Genomic DNA, 26,011 nt, shown 5'->3' with positions numbered 1-26,011 from the left:
GCCGATACCCGGCGCGCGGTGACGGGTGTGGCCGGCCGGGTTCGGGGTATCCGCGCGCCGTGAACTCACCCACCGGAACAGCCGAGTCGTATTGGATGGATTCCACCGGGCCGACGTCGTATCCGCCGCTGACCGGCGATATCGAAGCAGAGGTCGCGGTGGTCGGCGCGGGCGTCGCGGGGATCTGCAGCGCCTGGGAGATCGCGGCCACCGGGCGTTCGGTCGTGATACTCGAGGCCGACCGGATAGTCAGCGGAACCACCGGCTACACCACAGCGAAGGTGAGCGCCCAGCACACGCTGGTCTACGACATGCTGCGGTCTTCGTTCGACGAGGAGACCGCGCGCCTGTACGCCCGCTCGCAGCAGGACGCCGTCGAGCATCTCGACCGCACGGCCACGGAATTGGGTATCGACTGCGAACTGGAGCGGGCACCCGCCTACACCTATGTCACCGAGGAGAAGCGGATCGATCAGATCCGCGCCGAGGTCGATGCGGCGCGGCATGCGGGGCTGCCGGCCACCCTGGTCACCGAGACCGGTCTACCCTTTCCGGTGGCGGCGGCCATCCGCGTGGCAGACCAGATCCAGTTCCATCCGCGCCGCTACCTGCTCGGCCTGGCCGAGGCCCTGATCGCGCGTGGCGGCCGGATCTTCGAACGCACGCGGGTCGTCGCGCTGGACGAGGGCAGTCCCTGCCGGTTGACCACCGAGGCCGGCGCCGTGGTCCGCGCGCGGGATGTCGTGGTCGCCACCCACTACCCGGTGTTCGACCGGGCACTGCTGTTCGCCCGGCTGCAACCCCGGCGCGAGCTGGCCGTCGCGGGCGTGATCGCCGCCGAGCACGACCCGCAGGGTATGTACATCACGCCGGAGAACAACACCCGCTCGGTGCGCACCGCCCCGTACGGCGCGGACCGGCGGCTGCTCATCATCACCGGCGAGCACCTACGGCCGGGCACGGTCTCGACCACGGACCGGTTCGACCTGCTGGCGCAGTGGGCTCGCGACCATTTCCCGGTGGACTCCCTCGCCTACCACTGGGGCGCACAGGACAACACCACCACCGACGGGATCCCCTATATCGGCCGCTTTCATCCCGGCGCCCGGCACGTGTACGTGAGCACCGGTTTCGGCGGCTGGGGGATGACCCACGGGATCATGGGCGGGCGGCTGCTGGCCGCCGAACTCGCCGGCGAACCGGCGCCCTGGGCGAAGATCTACGATCCGCGCCGCCTGCACCCGAAGGTCGAGGCCGGCGGCCTGCTGAAGTCCGGGCTGGATGTGGGCCGCCATCTCGTCGGCGACCGGCTCCGCCCGCACACCTTCGTCGACTCCGCCGCGGACCTGGCCCCGGGGAGTGGAGCGGTGATGCGCAGGTCCGGTCGCCGCAGCGCCGTCTACCGCGACCACGACGGGCGGCTGCACTCCGTATCGGCGGTGTGCACCCATCTGGGTTGTCTCGTCGCGTTCAACGATGCCGAAACCAGCTGGGACTGCCCATGCCACGGATCGCGGTTCGATATCGACGGCAAGGTCCTGGAAGGTCCGGCGAACACACCCCTGGAGCCGCACGACCCGGGCGAGGACTGACCGCCGACGGCGGATGCCGGAGGTAGCCGCCGGAGGCGCGGGAAGTCAGCCGGCCGCCGAGCGGACCTCGTCCGCCGCGTCGTCATCGGTACCGACCCGCACCAGCGCCGCGGCGAAGTCGGCGGACCGATCGCGCGGTGCCAGGCGAGCGAGTTCCTCTCGATCGGTGGGCAACCCGACCTTCGCGGCTCCGCGCACGGCGCGTTCGTCGAAATAGGGGCGCGCCCAGGTCCACACATCCTGCACCTCACGCAGGAAGATATCGCCACCCGTGGGACCGATTCCCTTGAACTCCTGGATCAGCTCCGCTGCCCGGCCGGTGTCGTGATCGGCTTCGTCCGCGAGCTTGCGCAGGTCACCGTCGTATTTCTCGACGGCCGTCGTGGCGGCCGCGCCCAGCTGAGTGGCGGTGCTCTCGTCATAGCGGCGATAGTGCCCGCGCCCGAGCGCGTCGACCAGGTCCTGCCGGTCCGCGTCCGCCACTTTCTGGGCGGTGCGGTAACCACTGTTCATCAACTCGGCCGTGGCGGAGATCGCGATATCGGCCGAGATGCGGGCGCTGAGCAGGTCGGTCAGCACGAGCAGCTGGAACAGCGGGGCCGGTTTGTCGTCCAGCCTGATCCCGGCTTCGGCGGCATAGGTGGTACCCGCTCGGTCGAGCAGGGCGCGCACAACGTTTCGGTGGCTCATCACTCCTCCTCGTCTCGGTCGCGCGGGTACCCGTGCCCGGCGCGCCCACACTTCCGCCGGTTCGCTCCCCACCAGGACCGGGCACGGCACGACTCCGTGGCGCGGCTCTCGCGGTGAATCGACCGGTTGCCGGCCGGCGCGCGAGCCGTCAACCCTGCACACCCGCCAGGTCACTACCGCCGGGTGACGCGGTGACCGCATCCGCTTCGCTCACCAGCCACTGCCCGCATACGCAGCGCCAGTAGCGGACCGCGCCGTGTTCGGAGATCAAGGCGGGTTCGGGCCAGGAGCACGCGGGGCAGGTGATGGTCATGACCCGAGTCTGCTGTAATGGTTCTGTGCATTTCAACCCTTACGGAGGCGTCGCTGCCGACCTGGCGGCCCGGCTCGTGAACGCGCCACCGGATCAGGATCTGGCCGCGCTGCTGGCCGAGGCCGGTTACCAACCGATCGGGACGGTGAGTCCTCGGCAAGCGGCCGAACTGCGCCGCTGGACCCGCCGGCTCGACGCGGTGTTCCGCGCACCCGGGGTCGAGCCGATCAACGCGCTGCTGGCCGAGACCACGAGCCGCCCCTATATCTCGACCCACGACGGACGCGCCCCGCACCTGCACTACGCCGCCGAGGACGCGCCGATCGAGGAACGTGTGAAGGCCTATACCGCCGCGGGGCTGGCCGAACTGTACTGCGCGGCACCCGGCCGGATCGGGCAGTGCCGGCGGGAGGAATGCCCGCGGGTGTTCGTCGACATCTCCCGCAACGGACGGCGCCGCTTCTGCTCCGAACGGTGCGCCAACCGAGTGAATGTGGCCAGGCACCGGGCCAGGTCCGCCTGCCGGGCGGGGTGACCCGCTCGCGGCATGCACGTACGGTGGCCCGGGTATCACGGCACCGGGACGGCCTCGAGCACATTCTCCGGCGACAGCGTGGGTGTGCACGAGATCAGCGCGAACCCGGCGCCGGCGAGCAGAGCTCGATATTCGGATTCGGTGCGTTCCCGCCCGCCGGTGTGTACCAGCATCTCGAGATCGATGTAGTTGCCCGGGTGCGGGTGATTCCGGTGCGGCAGTAGGAGTTCGATCACCAGCAACCGGGCCGTGGGGGCCATCGCCGCGCGTACCGTCCGCAGGATCTGCCCCGCCTGTTCGGCGGACCAGTCGTGCAGGATGTGCTTGAGCACATAGGCATCGCCGCCCTCCGGGACGGCGTCGAAGAACGAGCCACCGACCGTGGTACACCGGTCGGCGGTCCCGGCCCGGGCCAGCAGTTCCGCCGTTTCGGCCACCACCTCGGGCAGATCGAACAGCACGCCTGTGCAACCCGGCGCGCGGCGCAGTATTTCCGAGAGCAGGGCGCCGCGACCACCGCCGATATCGACGACCGTGCGGTAGCGGGTGAAGTCGTGCGCTGCCAGCACCGCGCGCTGCCCGAGGCCATCCATATCGGACATCGCGCGATCGAACATATCGCCGAGCGCGCGGTCGGCGCGGACGAGTTCGAAGAAGGCGCGGGCGGGGACGGACGGCCGGCCGGTGCGCACCACGTCCACCAGACGATTCCAGTGGTCGCGGTGCGTCGGGCTACCGAAGAACAGCACCGCGTCCCGCAGCGAGACGGGCACATCGGTGCGCAACGCCTGGGCGATGGGGGTGAGCGTATAACGACCGTCGCGGCGCCGGGCGAAGACACCGTGCGCGGTCAGCAGGCGCAGCAACCGCCGCAACGCATCGGGGTCCGCGCCGATCGCCCGCGCGAGGTCGGTGCCCGAGCGTGGGCCGGCGACGAGCGCACCCGCTATATCGAGGGCGGCGGCCGCGTGGATCGCCTGGGACAGCCAGCCCGCGGTGACCATCTCCAGGAGGGCGAAATGTGGGGGAATCAGCCGCCGGTGGATCCCGGCCAAGCCGGCGCGGACCCCCTCCACCGCGCGAACGACCGCCCGCGGCGGTGCCTTCGTTCGATCGGAGCGCATGGCGACTCCCTCTCGTAGCGGGTGTATCCGCTGAGACTACGACCTCACGCAGGCGGCCCCGGACAATGCGGCGGTCGTGTCGGACCCCGGCCGCCGACGGTCAGCCGGCCTCCGCAGACCGCGGCAGGTGCACAAGAATCAGCCCGACTCCGGCGATCAGGAAATTCTGCAGCGCGGCCGACGAGGCGTTCACATCCTCGTTGGCCCACATCCGGAACCATTCACCGCCGATGGTCAGGAAGCCGCCCGCGAACAGCAGGACGGCCAGCGTCCAGCCCAAGCTGGACAATTTCGCGGCAGTAGGGGTCGCACCCGGCCGCCCACGCAGGGCGCGCGCCCACGCGATGGCCGCCGCGAGCAGGACGAACGCGATGAGAAACTCCCAGCCGACGATGAGGATGTAGGCAACGAGCGCGACGGTCTCGTCACCGATCGCCCGCCAGTCGGTGCCGGCGCTGTGGATGGTCTGTTCCATCGACAGCACCGCGGCGACACCCCGGCGGTTGGTTTCGGTATCGGTGCAATTCGTTATCGCGACGAGCAGGTAGTAGAAGCCGGTGATGGTGGCGAGGACGGCGACCGCCAACTCCCGACTGCCGGCCAGATCCAGAAATCCCTTCCCGCGCTTCGGGTCCGAGCTGAGTGATGTATCCGCTGTGGTTGACACACGGGGATCATTTCCGATCCGCCGCACTGTCACAACGTCGTCGATTCCCCCGGCCGGGAGGCTGCGCGCCCCTCGTCGGCGCGCAGCCCGGCCCCTAGATCGATTCCGGCGCCGAACGCGATTCCCGCACCCGCTCGACCCGTCCGACCAGCAGCACATAGGAGGCGATACCCAGCAGCGTCACCACGGTCATGTAGACGAACGCGGGCGCGAAACTGGCATCGGTGACCAGGAATCCGATCACGATCGGGGTGGCGATACCGGAGAGGTTGCCGATGAAATTGAACATTCCACCGGTCATCCCGATGAGACGTTCCGGCGCCAGCGCCGAGACCAGTGACCAGGTGATGGAGGCCAATCCGTTGCCGAAGAAGGCGACCGACAGGAACACGATCACCAGCGCGGTGGAATCGGTGAAGTTCGCACCGATCAGGGTGGTGCTCAATAGCAGACCCGCGATGATCGGCCCCTTGCGGGCGATACCGAGCGAAACGCCGCGCCGCAGGAGGAAATCGGAGAAGACCCCGGAGAACAGCACCCCGATCACCGCGGCAATGAACGGCAGCGAGGCCAGGAACCCGGACTTGATGTAGTCCATCTCGCGGTATTTCACCAGATAGGTCGGGAACCAGGTGAGGAAGAACCACAGGGTGGAGGTCAGGCAGAACTGCCCGAGATACACGCCCCACAGTTTCCGCCGCCCCAGCACCGTGGCCATATCGGTCCAGGTGACCCGGGTACGCTCCGGCCGCGACGAGGTCAGATCCACCAGGCCGCCGCCCTCGCGGATATGCGCGATCTCGGCCTCGTTGGCACGGGAATCACGCGGCTCGCGGTAGACGAGATACCAGACCAGCGCCCACACCACACCGACCCCACCGGTGAAGATGAAAACCCAGTGCCAGCTCAGCACCGACTGCAGCCACGACAGCACGGGGGTCAGCAGCGCGAGTCCGATGAACTGACCCGAGGTGTAGAACCCGATGACCGAGGCACGTTCCCGCTCCGGGAACCAGGCGGTGGCCACCCGGTTGTTGATCGGATAGGCCGGAGCCTCGAAAACTCCCACCAGCAGCCGCAGTGCGATGAGCGCGACGAAACCGCCGATGACTCCCATGAACACGGTCGCCAGTGACCACAGCAGCAGGCAGGCGGGATACAGCACGCGGGGCGGCACGCGGTCGACGAACCATCCACCCGGGATCTGCAGCGCCGCATAGGTCCAGCCGAATGCCGACAGCAGCAGACCTTGTTGCGCCGAGGACAGGTCCATCTCATCGGCGATGGCGGGTACCGCGATCGACAGGTTCGCACGGTCCATGTAGTTGATGACCACTGTCACGAACAGCATGACCGCGATCAGGATTCGCGCTTTACTGGCCTTGGCGCCCAGGCCGGATGCCGCGGGCCGCTTATCGAGCATTGTCTTCATGGTCACCACTCCGCGAACGAACCGTCACTGTGACGCCAGATCGGGTTGCGCCACCGGTGTCCGACAGCCGCCCGCTCCGCCACATATTCCTCATTGATCTCGATCCCGAGGCCGGGCCCGGACGGAATCCGGACCTGCCCATCGGCATAGGTGAACACCGCCGGATCGACCAGGTAGTCGAGCAGTTCGTTGGTGGTGTTGTAGTGAATGCCCAGGCTCTGCTCCTGGATGGTCGCGTTATAGCACCCCGCGTCGATCTGCAGGCAGGATGCGAGCGCGATCGGGCCGAGCGGGCAGTGCAGCGCCAGCGCCACATCGTAGGCCTCGGCCATATGCGCGATCTTGCGGGCTTCGGTGATTCCGCCGCAGTGGGAGGGGTCGGGCTGGATGATATCCACTGCCCCCGAGGCGATGACCGATTTGAAATCCCAGCGGGAGAACAACCGCTCCCCCAGCGCGATCGGAATCGGCGACTGCCGTAGTACATCCACCACGCTGTCGACATGTTCGGACAGCACCGGCTCCTCCACGAACATCAACCGATACGGTTCCAGTTCGCGGAGCAGTACTTTCATCATCGGCTTGTGTACCCGGCCGTGGAAATCGACACCGATTCCGATATTCGGCCCGACCGCATCCCGGACAGCGGCCACATTCGCGACGCAGCGGTCGATCTTGTCCCAGGTATCGAGGTACTGCAGTTCCTCGGTGCCGTTCATCTTCACCGCGGCGAAACCGCGGTCGACCGCGTCCCGGGCCGCCTTCGCGGTCTCGTCCGGCCGGTCACCGCCGATCCAGGAGTAGACCTTGATTCGGTCGCGGACCCGTCCGCCGAGCAGTTCGTGCACGGGGACACCCAGCGCTTTGCCCTTGATATCCCACAGCGCCTGATCGATACCGGCCAGTGCGCTCATATGGATGCCGCCGCCGCGATAGAACCCGCCCCGGTACAGCACCGTCCACAGATCCTCGATCCGGCCCGCGTCCTGGCCGATCAGATAGTCCGCGAGTTCCTCGACCGTCGCGGCGACCGAGGCGGCGCGCCCCTCCAGTACGGGCTCGCCCCAGCCGACGGTGCCGTCATCGGTTTCGATACGCACGAACAGCCAGCGCGGTGGCAGCGTGAACGTCTCGATCGACGCGATCTTCATTGATTTCCTCCTGTGCAGCGGACAGCGTTGTCCGGTGACGAGCGGGTACTACGGGGTGGAAGCCCAGATCTTCGACAACCGGCGGGCCCGGGCGCGCACCTCGCGGGCGCTGTCGCCGGGCCGGTAGACGGCGGTGCCGATACCGGCCCCGCCGGCGCCGGCGGCGCGCCAGTCCGCGAGGTTGGTCTCGTCCACACCGCCGACCGGGATCAGCTCCACCTCGGCCGGCAGGACGGCGCTCACGGCCCGCATACCGGAGATTCCCAGCGCCTCGGAGGGGAACAGTTTGAGACTGCGCGCCCCGGCACGTACGGCACCGAACGCCTCGGTGGGCGTGGCGACCCCCGGGTACGAGCGCATTCCGCGGCTCCGGGTGGCCGCGATCACCTCGATATTGGTGTCGGGAGACACGATGATGTCGGCGCCGGCCGAGCGGGCCCGCTCCACTTCCTCCGGACGCAGGACGGTGCCGGCGCCGACCGGGCAGACCGTGCCGAAACGCGTCGCCAGCAACTCGATGGACCGATACGGGTCCGGTGAGTTCAGCGGCACTTCGATGGCGTGGAAACCTTCCTCGATCAGAGCCGAACCCACCTCGACGACTTCGCCCGGGGTGATGCCCCGCAGAATGGCGATCAACCCGGATGGGATGGCCTCCGATGTGCCCACCATGAATAGCTCCTCGATAGTGTTCATTTCCTGCCGGGCGTTCATCGGGCGTCCGCACCCGCCGTGACCAGCCCGGCCCCGACCGCAATCGACCACAGCCCCGCCGCGGCGGCATCCTCGTCCACCACCTGCGTGCGCACCTTCCGCGCCCACAGCGCTGTGGCGTACCGGCGGCACAGATCGGCAGCGCCGCACAGGATGATCCGGTCCGCGCCGCCGTACTGCGGCAGCAGATGGCGTACTTCGTCGGCGATGACGACGCCGGAGAGGTAATCCGCCAGCGCGGCCGGTTCGAGCAGGCCGTCGAGAACCAGCGCCCGCGCCCCGAACAGCGTGGCGGCCAGCCCGCGTTCCCGGGACGAGAAGCCGGCCGTCAGGCCGCGCGCGAAAGCCGCGTCGTCGCGGCGCGGGGTGGCCCCGGTATGGCTCAGCAGACCATGCCGGGTGACCAGTCCGTACAACTCGCCGGTCATGGCCGTGGTGAAGGACAGTACCTTGCGGTCGGCGATCCGAATCCATTTGGTGTGGGTTCCCGGCAGCACCAGGACATGTTCGGTATCCGGTCGGTCGATCGATTCGAGCGCACCGATGACCTGCGTTTCCTCACCGCGCAGGACATCCCCGGCACCATCACGCCGTGGGTCGGAGGGGACACGCAGACCTGGCACCAGGTGCAGGACGCCCGCGGCCACCGGCACCCGGGCCAGGGCCGGACCGGTGATATCGAGCCGCGCCGGGACATCGAGATACCCCGCCTCGTACCAGCCCTGCGCGCTGCCCACCATGCCGCAGGCCAGCGCCGGAACCTCCGGGGCGGCACGCAGCCACTCCCCGCACACGTCCAGGTAGGTCGCTTCGTACGCGCGGGCCCGCGCGACCGGATCGGTGGTATCGATGCCCGCGGCCATATCGAGCAGCCCGCCGGCGAGCCGCCGGGTGTCCAGGATCCGGCCGTTGTCACCCAGCAACCAGCACCGCATCGACGTCGTACCCCAGTCGAGTCCGATGAGGCGCGGCGTCGAGAGCCCTGGTCGGTCCGGTGTCATGACGGTCACTATGAACAGGACGTCCCGTTATTTCCAACCTGGTCCCTATTTATGGGACTCTGGAGCGGTGAGCGCTTCTCCCGACACCATTCCGCCCGGCACCCAGACCCTCGCCCGTGGCCTCGCCGTGATCCGCGCGGTCGGCGACGGTGCGCACGGGTTACGCGAGATCGTGGAACACACCGGCCTCGGCCGCAGCAGCACCCACCGGCTCGCACAACTACTGGTCGCCCAGGGCTTCCTGCGCCACGACAACCGGGGCTACACCCTGGGTCCGGCCCTCATCGAACTCGGTTTCCAGGCATTGCACGGCAACCCGCTACCGCTGGTGGCGCGACCGGTGCTCGAGGAACTGTCGGCCACGGTGCTCGATACGGTCCACCTGGCCGTCGAGGACGGCGGTTCGGTGCTCTATCTGGACAAACTCCCCGGCTCGCGAGGTGCGGAGATGCGCTCGCGGATCGGGTACCGTATGCCGCTGACCCGCGCGGGCGTCGGCAAGGCGCTGCTGCTCGACGCGGCCGATCGCTGGGCCGAGCAGTACACCGCCGATGAAGCGCGACTTCCGGCCGGGGCGAAGCCCGGCGACCCCGAGGACTTCCTCAGCCGCATGCAGACCTACGCCCGTACCGGCGCGGCCATGGACCTCGAGGACAACGAACCCGGTATCCGCTGTGTCGCGGCGCCGATTCGCGACGCGTCCCGCGCGATCGTGGGCGCGGTCAGCGTCTCGGCGACCACCCCGTACATGCCCCACGAGCGGATGCGCGGCCTGGTGCCGGTGGTGCGCCGCGCCGCGGGCCGGATCTCGGCCTCGCTGGGCTACCTGGCGACCTGACCCGCCGGGCGCGCACGGCGAGGCGTCCGGTCAGGATCGCTGCCCGGCCTTCCCATCTACCGGTCCGGTGCGTACCTGCCGCAAAGCTCCGGCCGCGCGGCGGGCGGGCGCGTCGCCCGAACCGACGATCGCGGGCACCGCCGAAGGAGGACAGCCGCGGCCGGCGGACCACAGCGGCGACGACGGAAACGCAAGAGCCCCAGAACAACACATAATTACCTGTGCGAAATGCATCGTTTTACCCCGCTACCGCAATATATGAGAAATTCACGCAATTAATCCCGCTGCGCGATCTTGCTCCCTCTTCCGGCTGACATCCATGTAATTCCCAGCGCCGATCCAATTGTGTCGGATGGATCACAATTCAGTTTGATTTAACCCGCGATACCTATAACGTTCGGATAACACCAGTACCAAGGTGTGCGGCGGCGCAGACGGCATCGCCGAAGCAACGGATACGACAGGAGCAATATCATGGGTTCAATGGACTTCAGCGCCCTCGGCGATTTCTTCGGCGCCTTCGGCGACATCTTCGGCGGCATCGGAACCCTGTCGAGCTTCTCTGCCGAGTAAGTATGCGCTGCGCATGAGCAGGGAATCCTGTGAAAACAGCCCGCCGGGTCACCTCCGGCGGGCTGTTGTCGTCCTCCGCCACACATTTAACGTGAGTTTCACATATATCACCACAGCAATAGCGGCTGATTCATTTATCGAAGATTGTCGATACGGGCGATCGGGAGTTGTTTCGCATACCGGGCAACGGACCCGATCGGGCCCGGTCCGGTGCCGGATTCTCCGTACCGACCGAAGCCCTTCTGGGCAACGCGAAGATCACAAACGGATTCACCGGTTCGGCACCGCGGTGACGGACCGTCCAGGTGTTCCGGGCACCGGACGGCTCGTAGCCGGACTCATCGGCACGGAATTCCGGAGCAATACATTCGAGATGCGCGCGAGTGCATGTCCCCGATGCGACGAACCCGAAGGCCGGTCCGTCGCGACGGCGCCACCCGGGGCGGTACCGGGTATGACCCCCGCCACTCCCACTGAACGGTCCCTGCGAGCGATCCGGCACCGACCTGACCGGGCATTATCCGAAAACAGGTATACCCGGGGCCGTTCGACCGGCGCGTATCCGCGCCCGATACCCGACCCTGGAAGCCGAACGAATCGGCAACCATCACATCGAGGGCAGTAATGCACGAGTGGAATTCCGACAACGTCCCGGGCTGCAGTGATCTGTACGCGGAGTGCACCGAGGCCGCGCTGATGATCCGCCGGTGCGGAAGCTGCAGCAGGCTGTTCGCCCCGCCGGTCACCCGGTGCTCGGCATGCCGGTGCGACAATTTCGAGCGTGTCCCCTCGACCGGGAGCGGATCCATCGTGTGCTGGCGGAAAATTGCCGGTGCGCCGAACGCCCGCGCCGAAGCGGTGGAGTCCGCGATAGCGATCGTGGAACTCGACGAGGGGCCCTGGGTCTACACGACGATCCACGGTGAACTGCCCGGTGCCGGGCGCCGGCCGGTCCGGGTGCGCTTCCAGGCGCCGCCGCGCGGGGACCGCTTCCCGGTATTCGTGATCAGCGGCGGGCAGCCGGCTCTCGCCGCGGAGTGACCGCCCCCGCCGTATCCCGCGCCCCCCGGGATGAGCCGCCCGCACCGCGCCCTGCCACGACCTTCCCGGGCACAACGCCTCGCCGCCGGAGTGCCCCGGCGATAGAGTTGAGGTGGCGAGAAGGACGCGTATGTTACCCGGTGCCCACAACCAGACGCGGTGGATCGCGCCCACCCCATGAACAGCGACGACCCCGCACGCACACGCCGCGAGTCGACGATGACCGTCGCGACGGAACTGGACGCTGCCGGATTCGAGGACGCGGCGGAAGTCGGTCGCGGCGGATTCGGTGTGGTCTACCGGTGCAAGCAGGAGCCGCTGGACCGGACGGTCGCGGTGAAACTGATGGCCGCGGAATCCGACGAGGACAATCGTGCCCGCTTCGCCCGGGAGCAACGTGCGATGGGCCGGTTGACCGGGCATCCCAATATCGTCACCGTGCTGGAGGAGGGCGTCACCGCCCGGGGGCGGCCTTATCTGGTGACCCCGTTCTATCCGCTGGGCTCCCTGGACACCTGGATTCGCGACCACGGGCCGCTGGCCGCCGAGGACGTGCTGCAGATCGGCGTGAAGATCGCCGGTGCGCTGGAGAGCGCACACCGGCTCGGCGTCGTGCACCGGGATGTGAAACCCGGCAATATCCTGCTCACCGATTACGGGGAGCCCGCGCTGACCGATTTCGGCATCGCGCATATCGCGGGTGGTTTCCGCACCGCCGCGGGCACCGTGACCGGCTCGCCGGCCTTCACCGCCCCCGAAGTCCTCGAAGGCGAACCGCCCACACCCAGCGCCGATGTGTACGGGCTCGGCGCCACCATGTTCTGCGCACTCACCGGGCACGCGGCGTTCGAGCGGCGCAGCGGTGAGAAAATGGTGACCCAGTTCCTGCGGATCACCACCCAGCCGCTGCCGGACCTGAGGGAGAGCGGCGTGGCCGCCGATATCAGTGACCTGGTGGAATCGGCGATGAACCGGGACAGCCGGAAGCGTCCGTCGGCCGCGGCCCTGGGACAGTACATCCGCCGGCTGCAGGAGCGGCACGGATACCCGGTGGACGAGATGGCGCTGCAGGAGCAACTCGCCCGCGAAGAGCCCGCGGACAAGCCCCGGCTACCGGCACAGCGCAAACCGATCGGCGGCGACCGCAACGGGAACATCCCCCTGGAGCTGACCAGTCTCGTCAACCGGCGCACCGAAGTGCTGGAGGTGAAGAACCTGCTGGCGAACTCCCGGCTGGTGACTCTCACCGGAACCGGCGGCGTGGGAAAGACGAGACTGGCGCTGCGGGTGGCGTCACAGGTGCGGCGGGACTTCCCGGATGGTGTGTGGCTGGTCGACCTCACCGATGTCTCCGACCGCGCGATCCTGGTCGATGTGGTGGCCGACGCGGTCGGGCTGCGCGACGAAACCGGCCGGCCGCTGCTCGATGTGCTGGTGGAGTACCTGTGCCCGCGCGAAACACTGCTGGTGCTGGACAACTGTGAGCAATTGGTGCGCGCGGTCGCGGAACTGGACGAAGCCCTGTTGAAGGGCTGTTCGGGACTGAGAATCCTCGCCACCAGCCGCGAACCCTTGAACATCGCCGGTGAGGCGGTGCTGCGGGTGACGCCGCTGATGGTTCCCGACCCGGGCCGGGTGCCCACACTGCTCGGCCTGCCCCGTTTCGACGCGGTCACCCTGTTCGCCGAACGCGCCGCCGCGGCAGTCCCGGGTTTCGAACTCGACGAGAGCAACAAGGATGCCGTGGCGCGGATCTGTGCGCGCTTGGACGGGTTGCCTCTGGCCATCGAATTGGCGGCCGCCCGGCTGCGCACCATGACACCGCAGCAGATTCTGGAACGGATGGGTATCCGCAACCCGGTGCTCACCCGGGCCAGTCGCACCGCACCGACCCGTCAGCGGACCCTGCGCCTGTGTATGGCCTCGAGTTACGACCTGTGCACTCCGGCCGAACAGCGGTTGTGGGCCCAGCTCTCGGTGTTCTCCGGAAGCTGCGAACTGGACGCCGCGGAGGATGTCTGCGATATAGGTCCCGGCCCGGACAGCGTGCTGGACGTGCTGTCGTCGCTGGTGGACAAATCGATTCTCATCCGGGAGGAAACCGACGGCGTCGTGCGTTTCCGGATGCTGCAGACCCTGCGCGACTACGGCCGGGAGAGCTTACGAGAAGCCGGTAGGGAGGGAGAACTGCGCCGGCGGCATCGCGAGTGGTACGAGCGGCTGTGCGCGGAGGCCACCGCCGGTTGGATCAGCGCCGAGCAGCCCCGCTGGATCGCCCGGCTTGCCCGGGAACAACCCAACCTGCGCGAAGCACTCGAATACTGTCTGGCCGAGGACACCGAGGCGGCGGTGGATGCCGGTCTGCGGACGGCTGCCGGGCTCTTCGAGTTCTGGAACTTCCGTGGGCTCTACGGAGAGGGCCGATCGTGGATGCAGCGCATGCTCGCGCGCTCCGGGTGGCATTCGGTGCCCAACCGGATCGAAGCTTTGTGCGCGGCGGGCAAGTTGGCCGCGATGCACGGCGAATTCCCGGCGGCGACGGACGCTCTGGCGGAAGCCCAGGAACTCGCCGAGCGCGAGACCGAGCCGATGTGCCGCGCGCAGATCGCCTATTTCGAAGGGCTTTTCGCCGTGAGCCGCGGCGAACCCGCCACCGCACTCCCCCATTTCGAAAGCGCCGTGGAACTGACCGGCGCCGACCCTGCGGATCGGCTGCGGATGAGCGCTCTCACCCTGCTCGGCTGGGCACACGAACTGAGCGCGGAGACCACCCGGGCAAGCGAGTACTACCGGGAGGTTCTCGCGATCGCCGAGCCGCGCGGTGAAGTGCTTCATCGCGCGACGGCTCTGCGCGGCATCGGTGTCGCAGCCTGGCGGGACGGCGACCGGAAACGGGCCAAGCAGCTGATACAGGATGCGTTGCGGGTCAACAGTGGCCTGAACAGCACAGTGATCAACATGTTCTGTCTGGAGGCGCTGGCCTGGGTTCTCGATATCCCCGCGGACGCCGAGCGTGCCGCGGTACTCATGGGCGCAGCAGAGGAATTGCGTCCGGCGGGGGTCCGGGTGGCGGCCGCCTTCCACGAGAAATGCGAGCACGATGCCCGGACGGCTTTGGGTGACCGCCGATTCGACGCGGCCCTTCAGCAAGGACAGAGCATGGGCATTGATGCCGCCGTGGCCTACGCGCTCGGCGAACCGGCCACCGCCGCGGGCGGCCCGGCAGACCATGCGGCGAAGCTCACCCGGCGGGAACGTCAGGTCGCCGAACTGGTCGCCCAAGGGCTCAGCAACAAGCAGATCGCGAGCAAGCTGGTGATCTCGCAGCGCACCGCCCAGGGCCATGTGGAGAACATCCTGACCAAGCTGGGGTTCACCTCACGCGCTCAGATCGCGGCCTGGGTGGTGGAGAACGCGCAGCACTGAAACCTGCTCGCCGAGGCCGCGCACGGCACTCGACGCCATCGACGCGCTCGACACCGGTGTCCGCGGCGGCCCGGAGCCTGCCGATATCACCCGCGAGAACTTCGGAGTCGAGATCCCCGAACCCTGAGCGCGCGGCTCACCGGCGGCCCGCGGCCGAGGCCGGCGCCGCGGTGACGAGGATCCGCGCGGACCGGCGCGCGAACTCGTGACCGTCCGCCGGAGACGGATCCGGGCCACCCCGTACAGGACGGCCCGGACTCCGCGGCACAGATCAGCGCAGATCGTAGCGATCGTTCTCGGCGACCTTGACCCACGCGGCGACGAAATCGTCGACGAACTTACGGCCGGCATCACGCTGTGCGTACACCTCGGCCACGGCGCGCAGCACCGAATGCGACCCGAAGATCAGGTCGTTGGCGGTGGCCGTCCATTTGGTCTCCCCGCTGCGGCGGTCGCTGCCCTCGTAGACGTTCTCCGCCGACTCCGATGCCTTCCACTCCGTGTCCTGGTTCAGAAGGTTGACGAAGAAGTCGTTGGTCAGCACACCCGGCCGGTCGGTGAACACGCCGTGCTTGGTGCCGCCATGGTTGGCCCCGAGTGCGCGCAGACCACCGACCAGCACCGTCAGCTCGGGCGCGGTGAGATCGAGCATGTAGGCCCGGTCCACCAGCAGGCGTTCCAGCGGCGCCTTCTCGCCGGTGCGCACATAGTTGCGGAACCCGTCGGCCCGCGGTTCGAGGACCGCGAACGACTCCACATCGGTGTTCTCCTGGGTGGCGTCGGTGCGGCCGGGCCGGAACGGCACGGTGACCTCGTGACCCGCGTCCCGAGCCGCCTTCTCGACCGCCGCCGAACCGGCGAGGATGATCAGGTCGGCCAGCGACACCTTCTTCCCGCCCGAGGCCGACTCGTTGAAGTCCTGCTGGATCCGCTCGAGGACGGGCAGTACTTTCCGGAGTTCGGACGGTTCGTTGACCTCCCAGTTCTTCTGCGGTTCCAGCCGGATCCGGGCGCCGTTCGCACCGCCGCGCTTATCGGTGCTGCGGAAGCTCGCCGCCGAAGCCCACGCGGTCTTGACCAATTGCGGCACCGACAGGCCGGAATCGAGGATCTTGCCCTTGAGCTCGGCGATGTCCTCGTCGTCGATCAGTTCGTGGTCGACCGCCGGGACCGGGTCCTGCCACAGCTGGGGTTCGGGAACCCACGGGCCGAGATAGCGACTGAGGGGCCCCATATCGCGGTGCAGCAGCTTGTACCACGCCTTGGCGAACGCCTCGGACAGCTCCTCGGGATGTTCCAGCCAGCGGCTGGTGATCTCCCGGTAGACGGGATCCTCCCGCAAGGCCAGGTCGGTGGTCAGCATCGTGGGTGTGCGCGCGGGGCCGTCGAAGGGATCCGGGATGGTGCCCTCGCCCGCGCCGTCCTTCGGCTTCCACTGGTACGCCCCCGCGGGACTCTTGGTGAGCTCCCATTCGTAGCCGTACAGGTTCTGCAGGAAGCCGTTGCCCCACTGGGTCGGGGTGGAGGTCCAGACGACCTCGAGACCGCTGGTGATGGCGTCCTTGCCCTTGCCGGTACCGTAGCTGCTCTTCCAGCCCAGGCCCTGCTGCTCGATCGGAGCGGCCTCGGGTTCGGCGCCGACCAGGTCGGGATCGCCCGCGCCGTGGGTCTTGCCGAAACTGTGGCCGCCGACGATGAGCGCGGCGGTCTCCTCGTCGTTCATGGCCATCCGGCCGAAGGTCTCCCGGATATCCCGGGCGGCGGCCACCGGATCGGGCCGCCCGTTGGGGCCTTCGGGGTTGACGTAGATCAAACCCATCTGGACATTGGCCAGCGGGTTCGCCAGTTCCCGGTCACCGCTGTAGCGTTCGTCGCCGAGCCAGGTGTCCTCCGGACCCCAGAAGACCTCTTCCGGTTCCCAGATATCCGGGCGCCCGAAGCCGAAGCCGAAGGTCTGGAAGCCCATCGAATCGAGCGCGACATTGCCGGCGAACACGATCAGGTCGGCCCAGGAGATGCTGTTCCCGTATTTCTGCTTCACCGGCCACAGCAGGCGGCGGGCCTTGTCCAGGCTGGCGTTGTCGGGCCAGCTGTTGAGCGGCGCGAACCGCTGCGCGCCCTGACCGCCGCCACCGCGGCCGTCGGCGATCCGGTAGGTACCCGCCGCATGCCAGCTCATCCGGATGAACAGGCCGCCGTAGTTTCCGTAGTCGGCCGGCCACCAGTCCTGCGAATCGGTGAGCACCGCCGCGACATCGGCTTTGAGGGCTTCGACGTCGAGCTTCGCGAACTCCGCGGCGTAGTCGAAATCCTCGCCGAGGGGATTGGCTTTGGACGAATGGGCGTGCAGTACCGAGACATCGATCTGCTCCGGCCACCAGTCCGTATTGGTGCGGGGGCGGTGGTCGGTATGGGCCGTAGGCGACGGGATCGCCGGATTCTCGCTCTCGCTCGCGCTGCGAGTTCCGGTGTCAGGAGCGGGTGGACGACTATCGGAGGTCACGACTTTCCTTCCTGAATAAGTGGCAGGAGCTGCGATCAGGTGCGGTGCGATGCCGCACAGTCGGGACACAGGCCCCAGTAGATGACCTCGGCTTCGTCGATCGAGTAGCCGTGGTGGTCGGAGGCTGTCAAACAGGGGGCCGCGCCGACAGCGCAATCGACATCGGCGATCGAACCGCAGGTCCGGCATACGACGTGATGGTGATTGTCACCGACGCGGGACTCGTAACGGGCCACCGAACCGGAGGGCTGGATACAACGCAGGAGTCCGGCCGCGGTGAGCGTGTGCAACGAGTCGTACACCGCCTGGTGCGAGACCGCCGACAGGCGCGACCGCACGGCGCGGATGATCGAATCGGTATCGGCATGCGGGTGGTCGTACACCGCGCTCAGCACCGCCACTCGCGGAGCTGTCACGCGCAGCGAAACTCCCCGCAGCATCTGCTGGAAATCCACGGCCGCATGCACAGCCGAAAGTCTGGTCTCTTTTCTGGAATGAGTCAAGCATTCACTGCGCGTTCGACCATCTGCACTGGTCACGGCGATTTGCTCGTCATGTCGAGTTCGATCCTGTTCGTCGCTCAGGCGGCTCGATCGCAGAGACGTACCGCTACGGCCTCCGCCCCACCGGCGCGTGCGACCGTGGAGAACTCCACGCGCTGGTCGGCGAAGAGGACTCGGTACCCGTCGGCGTCGATACTCCGGTACTCCACGAAGACCGGAGCGATATCGTCGTCGGGATCGATGTAGCCGAAGCCCTTCTGGGCGTCGTACCAGATCACCCGGCCGGACCGGACCGAGGAGCGCTCGGCCGCCGGCCGGGATAGCGAGGCGCCGGATTCGTTCTCCAGTCGCGCAGAGGCGGGCGCCGTCACCGGACGCCCGCTTTCGAGGCGCCCATGACCCGGTTCCACCACTCGTCGAGCGGGCTGGGCTCCGGCCAGACCACCCGGGCCTCTGAGCGGGACTCCGTACGTTCTCGTGTCGATGCTGTCGATATTTCGGGAGCGGGCATGACCGGATACATCTCCAAACTGGCGAATCGGGTGGACAAAAGGGTGTTCGTCGTCGGCGCGGCATATCCGCGGGCGAGACGGAGTGGGTGCGGCGGACCGGGGCGGACCACCCGGCTTCTTCGACGGGTGGCCGCTTCCCGTGCACTCCGCTCAGTACGATCGGACTTAGATAATCTCTGTCTCAAAACACAGATTTCTTATAGCACCGACAATTATCTAGTGCAAGTTGATAAGGTAGGAAACCTCGTGTACGACGACGAGGAAGAGGAGTGCATGGATCACGAGCGCGACCCGGGGCAACACCTGCCCAATCCCGATCAGGCGGTATACGGGATCTCGGTCGCAGCAGGCCTCGCGGGCATCGGCGTGCAGACGCTCCGGCTCTACGAACGCCATGGTCTGCTCACCCCCGCGCGCAGTGACGGCGGCACCCGCCGCTACAGCGGTAACGACCTCGCTCGCCTGCGCCGGATCACCGAACTCGTCGCCGCCGGCGTGAACCTCACGGGTATCGGCCGCATCCTCGACCTCGAGGATGCCAATGCCGATCTACACGCCGACAACGACCGGCTGCGCCTGGACAACGACAATCTGCGCGGCACGCCGTAGTCACATGGATCACACCGGAGAACGCGCGCGCCCGTGTCGTACCATGTCGCGCGCTCCGGGTCCACGGGGCGGCACCGGCGGAAACGCCGGCCGCCAGGGGAGTCGAATGCATATGCGGCGTCTACCCCGGATCTTTCCGATCATGCACCGCGACGGGAAATCCGTACCGACTGATCGGTCCGCGGTACACCGGTCACTGCGCGGCCCGCGCCGGAGCGACCGCGGGGCCACCGACTCCGCACTGCGGCAGGCAGTCCACCCGAGCCGGTTCGGGTGCCCGCCGCGGCGGCCGCAACAGCACCCCGGCCAGCGCCGCGCCGGTGAGCAACAGACCCGCACAGATCCACATGGCGATACCGAAACCGGAGTCGAACACCGCGGGATCGTCCAGCGCACCGGAGATCCCGACCAGCCCCGGCAGGGCCGCCACCGCGAGCAGCTGCGCCGTCCGCGCGACCGCGTTGTTCACTCCGGAAGCGATCCCGGCCTCGCTCGCCGACACGGCGCCGAGTACCGCGCCGGTGAGCGGGGCGACCAGCACCGACAGACCGAGACCGAAGACCAGCACTCCGGGCAGTACATCGAGCGGATAGGAGGCGCCGGGACCCACCCGCTGGAGCAGGATCAGCCCGCCCGCGGCGAGCAACGGCCCGAATGTCATCGGCAGGCGAGGCCCGTGCCGCTGGGCCCACCGGCCGGACGGCGCCGAGAGTGCCAGCATCAACAGCGTCACCGGTAGCGTGGCCAGCCCCGCGAGCAACGGCGAATACCCCGCGACAATCTGTAGTTCCAGTACCAGCAGGAAGAACACTCCGCCGAGCGCGGCGTACACCGCGAGAGTGACCAGGTTGGCCACCGTGAAAACCCGGGAGGCGAACAGGGCCGGTGGTACCAGTGGGTGGTCACTGCGCATCTCGATGAGGACGAAGACCGCCAGCAGCACCCCGCCGGCACCCACCAGGACCGGAAGTTCGTCGATCAACCCCAGCGTCAGCGCGCCGAGCGCCGCGGCCACCACCAGCGCACCGGGGAGATCGAGCCGGGCGGTCGCTTTCGGATCGCGGCTCTCGGGCACATGCCGCAGCGAGACCAGGACGACGATCGCCACCAGCGGCACATTGAGGAAGAAGATGGACCGCCAGCCCGCCACCTCGATCAGCCAGCCGCCCAGGAACGGGCCGAGTGCCCCCGCCACCCCACTGAACCCGGACCACAGCCCGATCGCCGCGCCCTGATCGCGATTGTCGATGGAGGCGGAGATGAGGGCGAGGCTGCCCGGCGTGAGCATGGCTCCGGCCACCCCCTGTAGCACCCGGGCGGCCACCAGCATCTCGATGTTCACGGCCGCTCCGCACAGCAGCGACGCGACAGCGAAACCCACAGCGCCGGCGACGAAAACCTTACGCCTGCCGAAACGGTCCCCGAAGGAACCGCCGAGCAGGATGAACGAGGCCAGGGTCAGCGTGTAGCCGTTGAGAGTCCACTGCAATCCGGCGACATCGGTATCGAGCGCGGCGCCGATACGGGGCAGCGCGATATTGACGACAGTGGCGTCCAGGGAAGCCACCGAGGAGCCGAGCACGGTGGCCAGCACGATCCAGCGGCCGCCGACCGACCCGAGACGGGGCAGCGCGGTGGGGTTCACGTCACCGAAGATACGGATCCGCCGCGGTTCGCCACCGCGCGACACACGCCGGGACGGGAGACGAGATCGCCGCAGCCCGGCGCCCCACCGCGCCGGTCGGCAGGGTGGGGCGCGACAGGTATCCGGGACGAGCGTCCGCGCCGGTCACATCCGGGCGTAGCGGGCGCAGGCGAAATCGTAGAGGCCGTAGGCGGCTATGCCGAGTCCGGCGGCGACCAGGAGAGCGGGGCCGAACGGCTGCGCACCCAGCGTTTTCACCGCGGCGTCCAGGCCGCTGGCCTTACCGGGATCGGACTGGAACACCGCCACGATCACGAGTACACCCACCCCGGCGATAGCCGAGCCCTTACTGAGGTACCCGACGGTTCCCAGCCTGCGCAGCAGCGCACGGTTGGTGCGCAGTTCCTTCAGGAACCGCCGGGTGGCTCCCTTGTAGATGTGGTACACGCCCACCGCGATGATCACCGCACCGACCAGCACGAGGGCGATCTTGCCGCCGGTGCTCTGCATCATTCGCGCGGACAACCCGGCGTTCTTACCACCGCTCGAGCTTCCGCTGCCCTGGACGAAACCGAACGCGGTGATCGCGTAGCCGAAGTAGACGAGGGCCACGGCGAACGCTTTGCCGCGGTGGAACAGATCGGATTTGCGGTCCTCGTCACCACGGGTGCGCGACCCGAGTGCCGCCTCCGTGAGCCGCCACAGCGCCATGAAAACGAAGGCGGCGATACCGACTACCAGCGCGGGGACGCCGCCGGGTTTGGCGGCGAGCTCGGCCATGGCACCGGATTGATCGGTGGTGCCGCCGCCACCGAAGGCAAGGCGCACGGCGAGGTAGCCGATCAGCAGGTGTACGAGCCCCGCCATCACGTAACCGGCACGGGCCAGTCGCTCGAACACGCGACTGTCGGTGACACGGTGCGCCGCGGAAACCGGCCTGGATGTGGAAACCTGGATCATCTGGCCTCTCTTCGTACCGGAGGCGCGCGACCGGCAGTACCGGAACCGGCCCCACGCGAGCCCGGCCCCGGATCGGCGTCGACCCGAAACCGCTTCTCGCGCTCGCCTGTTCGCTGCCACGCCTCCTCGAGCGAATGGAACGTTCAGCAGATACCCGGGAACGGGAGGGCGAAACGGTACGCCTACCAGTGGTGGCGCGAACGCGCCATCCCACGACCACCGGCGCGACATCTCGTCATCCCTGCCACCCCCGACGCCGCAACGCGTCCGAGGCACCGGCGAACCGGCCGCTCACAGCCCGCCCCGCGCCACGAGTTGCGACGCGATCACGGTGCGCTGGATCTCGTTGGTGCCCTCGCCGACGATCATCAGCGGGGCGTCGCGGAAGTACCGCTCGACATCGTATTCGGTGGAGTATCCGTAGCCGCCGTGGATGCGGACCGCGTTCAGGGCGACCTCCATCGCCACCTCGGAGGCGTACAGCTTGGCCATACCGGCCTCCATATCGCAGCGCTCGCCGCGGTCGTACATCTCGGCGGCGTGGCGGGTGAGCTGGCGGGCCGCGGTCAGTTTCGTCGCCATATCCGCCAGGTAGTTGCCCACCGACTGGTGCTTCCAGATGGGTTCGCCGAAACTCTCCCGCTGCTGCGCGTAGGCCAGCGAATCCTCCAGTGCGGCCGCGGCGACCCCGAGCGCTCGCGAAGCCACCTGGATGCGGCCGGTTTCCAGGCCTTTCATCATCTGCGAGAACCCTTTACCGGGCTCTCCGCCCAGGACCGCCGACCAGGGAGCCCGGTAGCCGTCGAAGGACAGTTCACAGCTCTCCACGCCTTTGTAGCCGAGTTTCGGCAGGTCACGGGATACGGTGAGGCCCGGGCCGTGTTCGACGAGCACGATCGACATACCTCGGTGCCGCGGGGTCACCGCCGGATTCGTTTTGCACAGCAGCGCGATCACGCCCGCCCGGCGCGCGTTCGTGATCCAGGTCTTGGCACCGTTGATCACGAGCTCGTCGCCGTCGCGCCGGGCCGTGGTGGTCATGGCCTGCAGATCGGAGCCGCCGCCCGGTTCGGTCAGTGCCATGGTCGCGCGGATCTCCCCCGTGGCCATGGGTGGCAGGTAGCGCTGCTTCTGTTCCTCGGTGCCGAACAGGCCGATCAGTTTCGCGACGACGGTGTGGCCGCCCATCGCCCCGGACAGTGACATCCAGCCGCGGGCCAGTTCCTCGGTCACCCGGACGTAGCAGGGCATGGAGACCGGCGTGCCGCCGTATTCCTCGGGGATCGCCAGACCGTAGATACCGATCCGCTTCATCTGCTCGATCCAGTTCTCGGGGTATCGGTCGGCGTGCTCGACCTCCTGCACCGACGGTTTCACCTCCCGATCGACGAACTCCCGCACCGTCTGCACCAGCAGCGCTTCTTCGTCGTTCAGGTAATAGCTCACGCGTGCTGTCCTCATCGTGTCGCGGGCCGACCCGTGCCCGTGCATGTCCACAGTCATGGTCGGCCAACGGTAGTTGATCGATGACCGGCGGAAATCTACGCACGTCATCAGCAGCGGCAGGTACCATCGGCGCCGTGTCCGACACCTCGGGGGAAGCCGCCTCGAACACCACGGCGCGGCGGATCCTCGACTGGGCCGAGAGCGGGGTACCCGCACTCACCGGTTTTCCGAGCGGACCCGCGCTGATCCCACCGGGCGTCGCGGCCACGGTCGCCCGCGAGCACACCACCCGGATCGCGGCGTTCACCGGCGGACGGGTCCGGCTCGACGGCGCCCGCTTGCTTACCGAGCGGGCCGCCTGCACCGGGTCCACCCGCGGCGGCACCCGCTCGGCCGGGCGGGCCTGCCGCCTGCTGCCCACCGCCGACGGCTGGGCAGCGGTCAGTTGCGCGCGGCCCGACGATCCCGTTCTGCTCGCCGCGCTCATCGGCCGGGACGCGGTCGACGATCCCTGGCCCGCAGTGGCGGAATGGCTGCGCACCCACCCCGGCGCCGAACTCGCCGAGCGCGCGGAACTGCTCGGCGTGGCTGCCGGACCGATCGCCCCCGTATCGGCGAAACCACCACAACCGCTGCGCCCGCGTCCGGTGGACAACTTGCGCGTGGTCGATTTCAGCGCCCTGTGGGCGGGCCCGCTGTGCGCCCACCTCCTCGGACTCGCGGGCGCGCGCGTGATCAAGGTGGAGACTCCCACCCGGCCCGACGGCGCCCGCCGCGGTGAACCGGGTTTCTACCGACTGCTGCACGGCGGCCACGAATCCGTCGTCCTCGACCCCGGTGACCTCGGGCAACGTCGTGCACTGCGTGAACTGGTCGCCTCCGCCGATATCGTGATCGAGGCGTCCCGCCCGCGCGCGCTGGCCGGGTTCGGGCTCGATGCCCGAGCGTTCGCCGATGCCGGCGGCACCTGGATCTCGATCACGGCGCACGGCCGGGCCTCGAATCGGATCGGCTTCGGGGACGATATCGCCGCGAGCGCGGGCCTGGTGGCACGGGCACCCGACGACACCCCGCTGTTCGTCGGCGACGCGATCGCCGACCCGTTGACCGGCCTGACCGCGGCCGTACTGGCGATGTCGGCTCCTGCCGACGGGTCCGGGCAGCTCTGGGATATTTCGATGTCCGCAGTGGTGGCCGCGACCCTCGATCCCGGAACCGCCGCGACGGTGCCGATCGACGAGTCACACATCGTCGCGCCGGCCCGCCGCGCGGCAACCGGTACCGCACCGGAAAGCGGCCGCGACACCGCCACGGTGCTCGCCGAACTGGGCGTACGGCCGGGATGACGGATCTGCTGATCCGTGACGCGGAAGTGTCGGGCGGGCCGCGCACCGACATCCTGCTCCGCGACGGCGTCGTCGCCGCGCTGGGCAGGGGCCTGCCCGCGGCCGGAATCCCGGTACTCGACGCCGAGGGTGGCGCTCTGCTGCCAGGCCTGCACGACCACCACCTGCACCTGTACGCGCTCGCGGCGGAGTCGAACTCGGTCCGCTGTGGGCCACCGCAGGTGCATACCGCCGCCGACCTGGCCCGCGCGCTCGCCGCCGCCCCGGGCGACGGCTGGATCCGCGGCATCGGCTACGTCGAAACCGTTGCCGGTCTGCTCGATTCGGCGGCACTCGATGCCCTGCACAGTGTCCGGCCGGTTCGCGTCCAGCACCGCAGCGGCGCGCTGTGGGTACTCAATTCGGCCGCCGCGTATCGGGTCGGGCTCGATTCCGCGAGCGACCCGGGTGTGGAACGCGATAGAACCGGTCGGCCGACCGGCCGGCTCTGGCGCGCGGACACCTGGTTGCGTTCGCGACTACCGGATACCGGCCCGCCCGACCTCACCGCGGTCGGCGCGCGACTGGCTCGGTACGGGATCACCGGAATCACCGACGCAACACCGGATCTGGCCGACGAATCCCTCGCCGCCCTCGGCGCCGCGGCCACCTCGGGAGAAGTGCCCCAGCGGCTCACGCTGCTGGGGGTACCGCTCGGCCGGACCGGCGCGGCCGGGGTGACCGCCGGGCCGTACAAGATCGTCCTCGCGGATTCGGGTCTGCCCGATATCGATACGCTCGTAGGCACTGTCCGGCGCGCGCACGAGTTGGACCGGCCCGTCGCCGTGCACTGCGTCAGCCGGGAAGCGCTGCTGCTGCTGCTCGCCGCATTCGACGAGGTCGGTACGGTTCCGGGCGATCGCATCGAACACGGTGCTGTCGTACCGGCCGAATCCCTGGATGTGCTGCGGCGTCTCGGCGTCTCCGTGGTGACGCAGCCGGGCTTCCTCGCCGATCGCGGCGACGACTATCTGCGGCGGATGGACCCGGCCGACCTGCCCGATCTCTACCGGTGCCGCAGTATGGCCGAGGCCGGCGTGGGCCTGGCCTTGTCCAGCGATGCCCCGTACGGTCCACTGAACCCCTGGCAGGTGGTCGCCGCGGCCGTGGCGCGGCGCGCCCCCGACGGTCGCGTCGTCGGTGCGAAGGAAACCCTGCGACCCCCGGATGCCCTGCGACGCTACCTCGCGCCGCTGCACGATCCGGGTGGCCGCGCCCGCGCCGTCGCCCCGGGCGCGGCCGCCGATCTGATACTGCTGGATCGGCCGCTGACCCGGCTGCTCGCGGAACCGACGGCGGAGGCGGTGCGGACAACGATCATCCGCGGACGGATCATATTCGACCGCTGAGC

Annotated in this window: 22 protein-coding genes and 1 pseudogene; 9 read left to right on the top strand and 14 right to left on the bottom strand. The window is 68.5% G+C overall.

Annotated features, from left to right (window positions below; all coding sequences use genetic code 11):
- Positions 1-59: 59 nt before the first annotated feature.
- Positions 60-1,592: an FAD-dependent oxidoreductase gene (locus tag NF4_RS10255; protein ID WP_232330397.1), complete on the top strand. Its 1,533-nt coding sequence runs from the start codon at positions 60-62 to the stop codon at positions 1,590-1,592.
- A 45-nt stretch (positions 1,593-1,637) separates the two neighbouring features.
- Here NF4_RS10255 and NF4_RS10250 read toward each other — a convergent pair whose 3' ends face one another.
- Positions 1,638-2,282 (bottom strand): HhH-GDP family DNA glycosylase, encoded by a 645-nt coding sequence (locus NF4_RS10250; RefSeq protein WP_063127052.1) that lies wholly within the window; start codon positions 2,280-2,282, stop codon positions 1,638-1,640.
- A gap of 148 nt (positions 2,283-2,430) precedes the next feature.
- Positions 2,431-2,595: a hypothetical protein gene (locus tag NF4_RS10245; RefSeq protein WP_232330396.1), complete on the bottom strand. Its 165-nt coding sequence runs from the start codon at positions 2,593-2,595 to the stop codon at positions 2,431-2,433.
- A 25-nt stretch (positions 2,596-2,620) separates the two neighbouring features.
- Here NF4_RS10245 and NF4_RS10240 point away from each other — a divergent pair, with 25 nt between their 5' ends.
- Positions 2,621-3,130, top strand: a complete 510-nt coding sequence (locus NF4_RS10240; RefSeq protein ID WP_063127050.1) for a CGNR zinc finger domain-containing protein — start codon at positions 2,621-2,623, stop codon at positions 3,128-3,130.
- Between the two features lie 35 nt (positions 3,131-3,165).
- Here the strand turns inward: NF4_RS10240 and NF4_RS10235 are convergent, their stop codons facing one another.
- The 6 genes from NF4_RS10235 to NF4_RS10210 form a co-directional block, all read right to left on the bottom strand.
- Positions 3,166-4,254: a methyltransferase gene (locus NF4_RS10235; RefSeq protein ID WP_063127049.1), complete on the bottom strand. Its 1,089-nt coding sequence runs from the start codon at positions 4,252-4,254 to the stop codon at positions 3,166-3,168.
- A gap of 100 nt (positions 4,255-4,354) precedes the next feature.
- Positions 4,355-4,921: a DUF2165 domain-containing protein gene (locus NF4_RS10230; protein WP_198165288.1), complete on the bottom strand. Its 567-nt coding sequence runs from the start codon at positions 4,919-4,921 to the stop codon at positions 4,355-4,357.
- 94 nt (positions 4,922-5,015) lie between these two features.
- A complete protein-coding gene (locus NF4_RS10225) occupies positions 5,016-6,353 on the bottom strand; it encodes an MFS transporter (protein ID WP_084533056.1) in 1,338 nt (445 codons plus the stop codon).
- A gap of 2 nt (positions 6,354-6,355) precedes the next feature.
- Positions 6,356-7,504: a galactonate dehydratase gene (gene dgoD / locus NF4_RS10220; RefSeq protein ID WP_063127048.1), complete on the bottom strand. Its 1,149-nt coding sequence runs from the start codon at positions 7,502-7,504 to the stop codon at positions 6,356-6,358.
- Positions 7,505-7,552: 48 nt separating this feature from the next.
- Positions 7,553-8,176, bottom strand: a complete 624-nt coding sequence (locus NF4_RS10215; RefSeq protein WP_063127359.1) for a 2-dehydro-3-deoxy-6-phosphogalactonate aldolase — start codon at positions 8,174-8,176, stop codon at positions 7,553-7,555.
- Positions 8,177-8,214: 38 nt separating this feature from the next.
- On the bottom strand, positions 8,215-9,219 hold the full coding sequence (locus NF4_RS10210) for a 2-dehydro-3-deoxygalactonokinase (protein ID WP_063127047.1): 1,005 nt from the start codon (positions 9,217-9,219) through the stop codon (positions 8,215-8,217).
- A gap of 67 nt (positions 9,220-9,286) precedes the next feature.
- On the opposite strand from NF4_RS10210, the gene NF4_RS10205 reads away from it, so the two are divergent.
- The 4 genes and pseudogenes from NF4_RS10205 to NF4_RS39155 form a co-directional block, all read left to right on the top strand.
- A complete protein-coding gene (locus NF4_RS10205; protein WP_063127046.1) occupies positions 9,287-10,057 on the top strand; it encodes an IclR family transcriptional regulator in 771 nt (256 codons plus the stop codon).
- A 1,383-nt stretch (positions 10,058-11,440) separates the two neighbouring features.
- The gene (locus NF4_RS10200) at positions 11,441-11,671 is read left to right on the top strand and encodes a PhlB family protein (protein ID WP_232330395.1); all 231 of its coding nucleotides are present in this window, start codon (positions 11,441-11,443) and stop codon (positions 11,669-11,671) included.
- Positions 11,672-11,848: 177 nt separating this feature from the next.
- Positions 11,849-15,097, top strand: a complete 3,249-nt coding sequence (locus NF4_RS10195; RefSeq protein ID WP_063127357.1) for a protein kinase domain-containing protein — start codon at positions 11,849-11,851, stop codon at positions 15,095-15,097.
- A 28-nt stretch (positions 15,098-15,125) separates the two neighbouring features.
- Positions 15,126-15,224 (top strand): annotated as a pseudogene (locus NF4_RS39155) (aldo/keto reductase); the annotation flags it as partial.
- A gap of 144 nt (positions 15,225-15,368) precedes the next feature.
- Here the strand turns inward: NF4_RS39155 and katG are convergent.
- The 3 genes from katG to NF4_RS10180 all read right to left on the bottom strand — a co-directional run bounded on the left by katG (position 15,369) and on the right by NF4_RS10180 (position 18,474).
- Positions 15,369-17,600, bottom strand: a complete 2,232-nt coding sequence (katG, locus tag NF4_RS10190; protein ID WP_063127045.1) for a catalase/peroxidase HPI — start codon at positions 17,598-17,600, stop codon at positions 15,369-15,371.
- 35 nt (positions 17,601-17,635) lie between these two features.
- Positions 17,636-18,040 (bottom strand): Fur family transcriptional regulator, encoded by a 405-nt coding sequence (locus tag NF4_RS10185; RefSeq protein WP_063127356.1) that lies wholly within the window; start codon positions 18,038-18,040, stop codon positions 17,636-17,638.
- 140 nt (positions 18,041-18,180) lie between these two features.
- Positions 18,181-18,474 carry a cold shock domain-containing protein gene (locus tag NF4_RS10180; protein ID WP_232330394.1) on the bottom strand — a complete coding sequence of 98 codons (294 nt, stop codon included), beginning with the start codon at positions 18,472-18,474 and terminating at the stop codon, positions 18,181-18,183.
- Between the two features lie 414 nt (positions 18,475-18,888).
- Between NF4_RS10180 and NF4_RS10175 the strand changes: the two genes are divergently transcribed.
- A complete protein-coding gene (locus NF4_RS10175; RefSeq protein ID WP_063127354.1) occupies positions 18,889-19,224 on the top strand; it encodes a MerR family transcriptional regulator in 336 nt (111 codons plus the stop codon).
- Positions 19,225-19,417: 193 nt separating this feature from the next.
- Here NF4_RS10175 and NF4_RS10170 read toward each other — a convergent pair whose 3' ends face one another.
- The 3 genes from NF4_RS10170 to NF4_RS10160 form a co-directional block, all read right to left on the bottom strand.
- The gene (locus NF4_RS10170) at positions 19,418-20,869 is read right to left on the bottom strand and encodes an MFS transporter (protein WP_063127353.1); all 1,452 of its coding nucleotides are present in this window, start codon (positions 20,867-20,869) and stop codon (positions 19,418-19,420) included.
- A gap of 144 nt (positions 20,870-21,013) precedes the next feature.
- Positions 21,014-21,829, bottom strand: a complete 816-nt coding sequence (locus NF4_RS10165) for a DUF1206 domain-containing protein (RefSeq protein ID WP_063127044.1) — start codon at positions 21,827-21,829, stop codon at positions 21,014-21,016.
- Positions 21,830-22,120: 291 nt separating this feature from the next.
- On the bottom strand, positions 22,121-23,290 hold the full coding sequence (locus tag NF4_RS10160; protein WP_063127352.1) for an acyl-CoA dehydrogenase family protein: 1,170 nt from the start codon (positions 23,288-23,290) through the stop codon (positions 22,121-22,123).
- Between the two features lie 119 nt (positions 23,291-23,409).
- On the opposite strand from NF4_RS10160, the gene NF4_RS10155 reads away from it, so the two are divergent.
- Complete coding sequence (locus tag NF4_RS10155) at positions 23,410-24,621, top strand: CoA transferase (protein ID WP_232330393.1); 1,212 nt, start codon at positions 23,410-23,412, stop codon at positions 24,619-24,621.
- The gene (locus tag NF4_RS10150) at positions 24,618-26,009 is read left to right on the top strand and encodes an amidohydrolase family protein (RefSeq protein ID WP_063127043.1); all 1,392 of its coding nucleotides are present in this window, start codon (positions 24,618-24,620) and stop codon (positions 26,007-26,009) included. Before NF4_RS10155 ends, NF4_RS10150 begins: the two co-directional genes overlap by 4 nt.
- The last annotated feature ends 2 nt before the right edge of the window (positions 26,010-26,011 follow it).

This window comes from Nocardia fusca NBRC 14340, assembly GCF_001618425.1.
Taxonomy (GTDB): domain Bacteria; phylum Actinomycetota; class Actinomycetes; order Mycobacteriales; family Mycobacteriaceae; genus Nocardia; species Nocardia fusca.
Note: the sequence above shows the minus strand (reverse complement) of the source record. Positions and strands in the feature narration are given on the sequence as shown.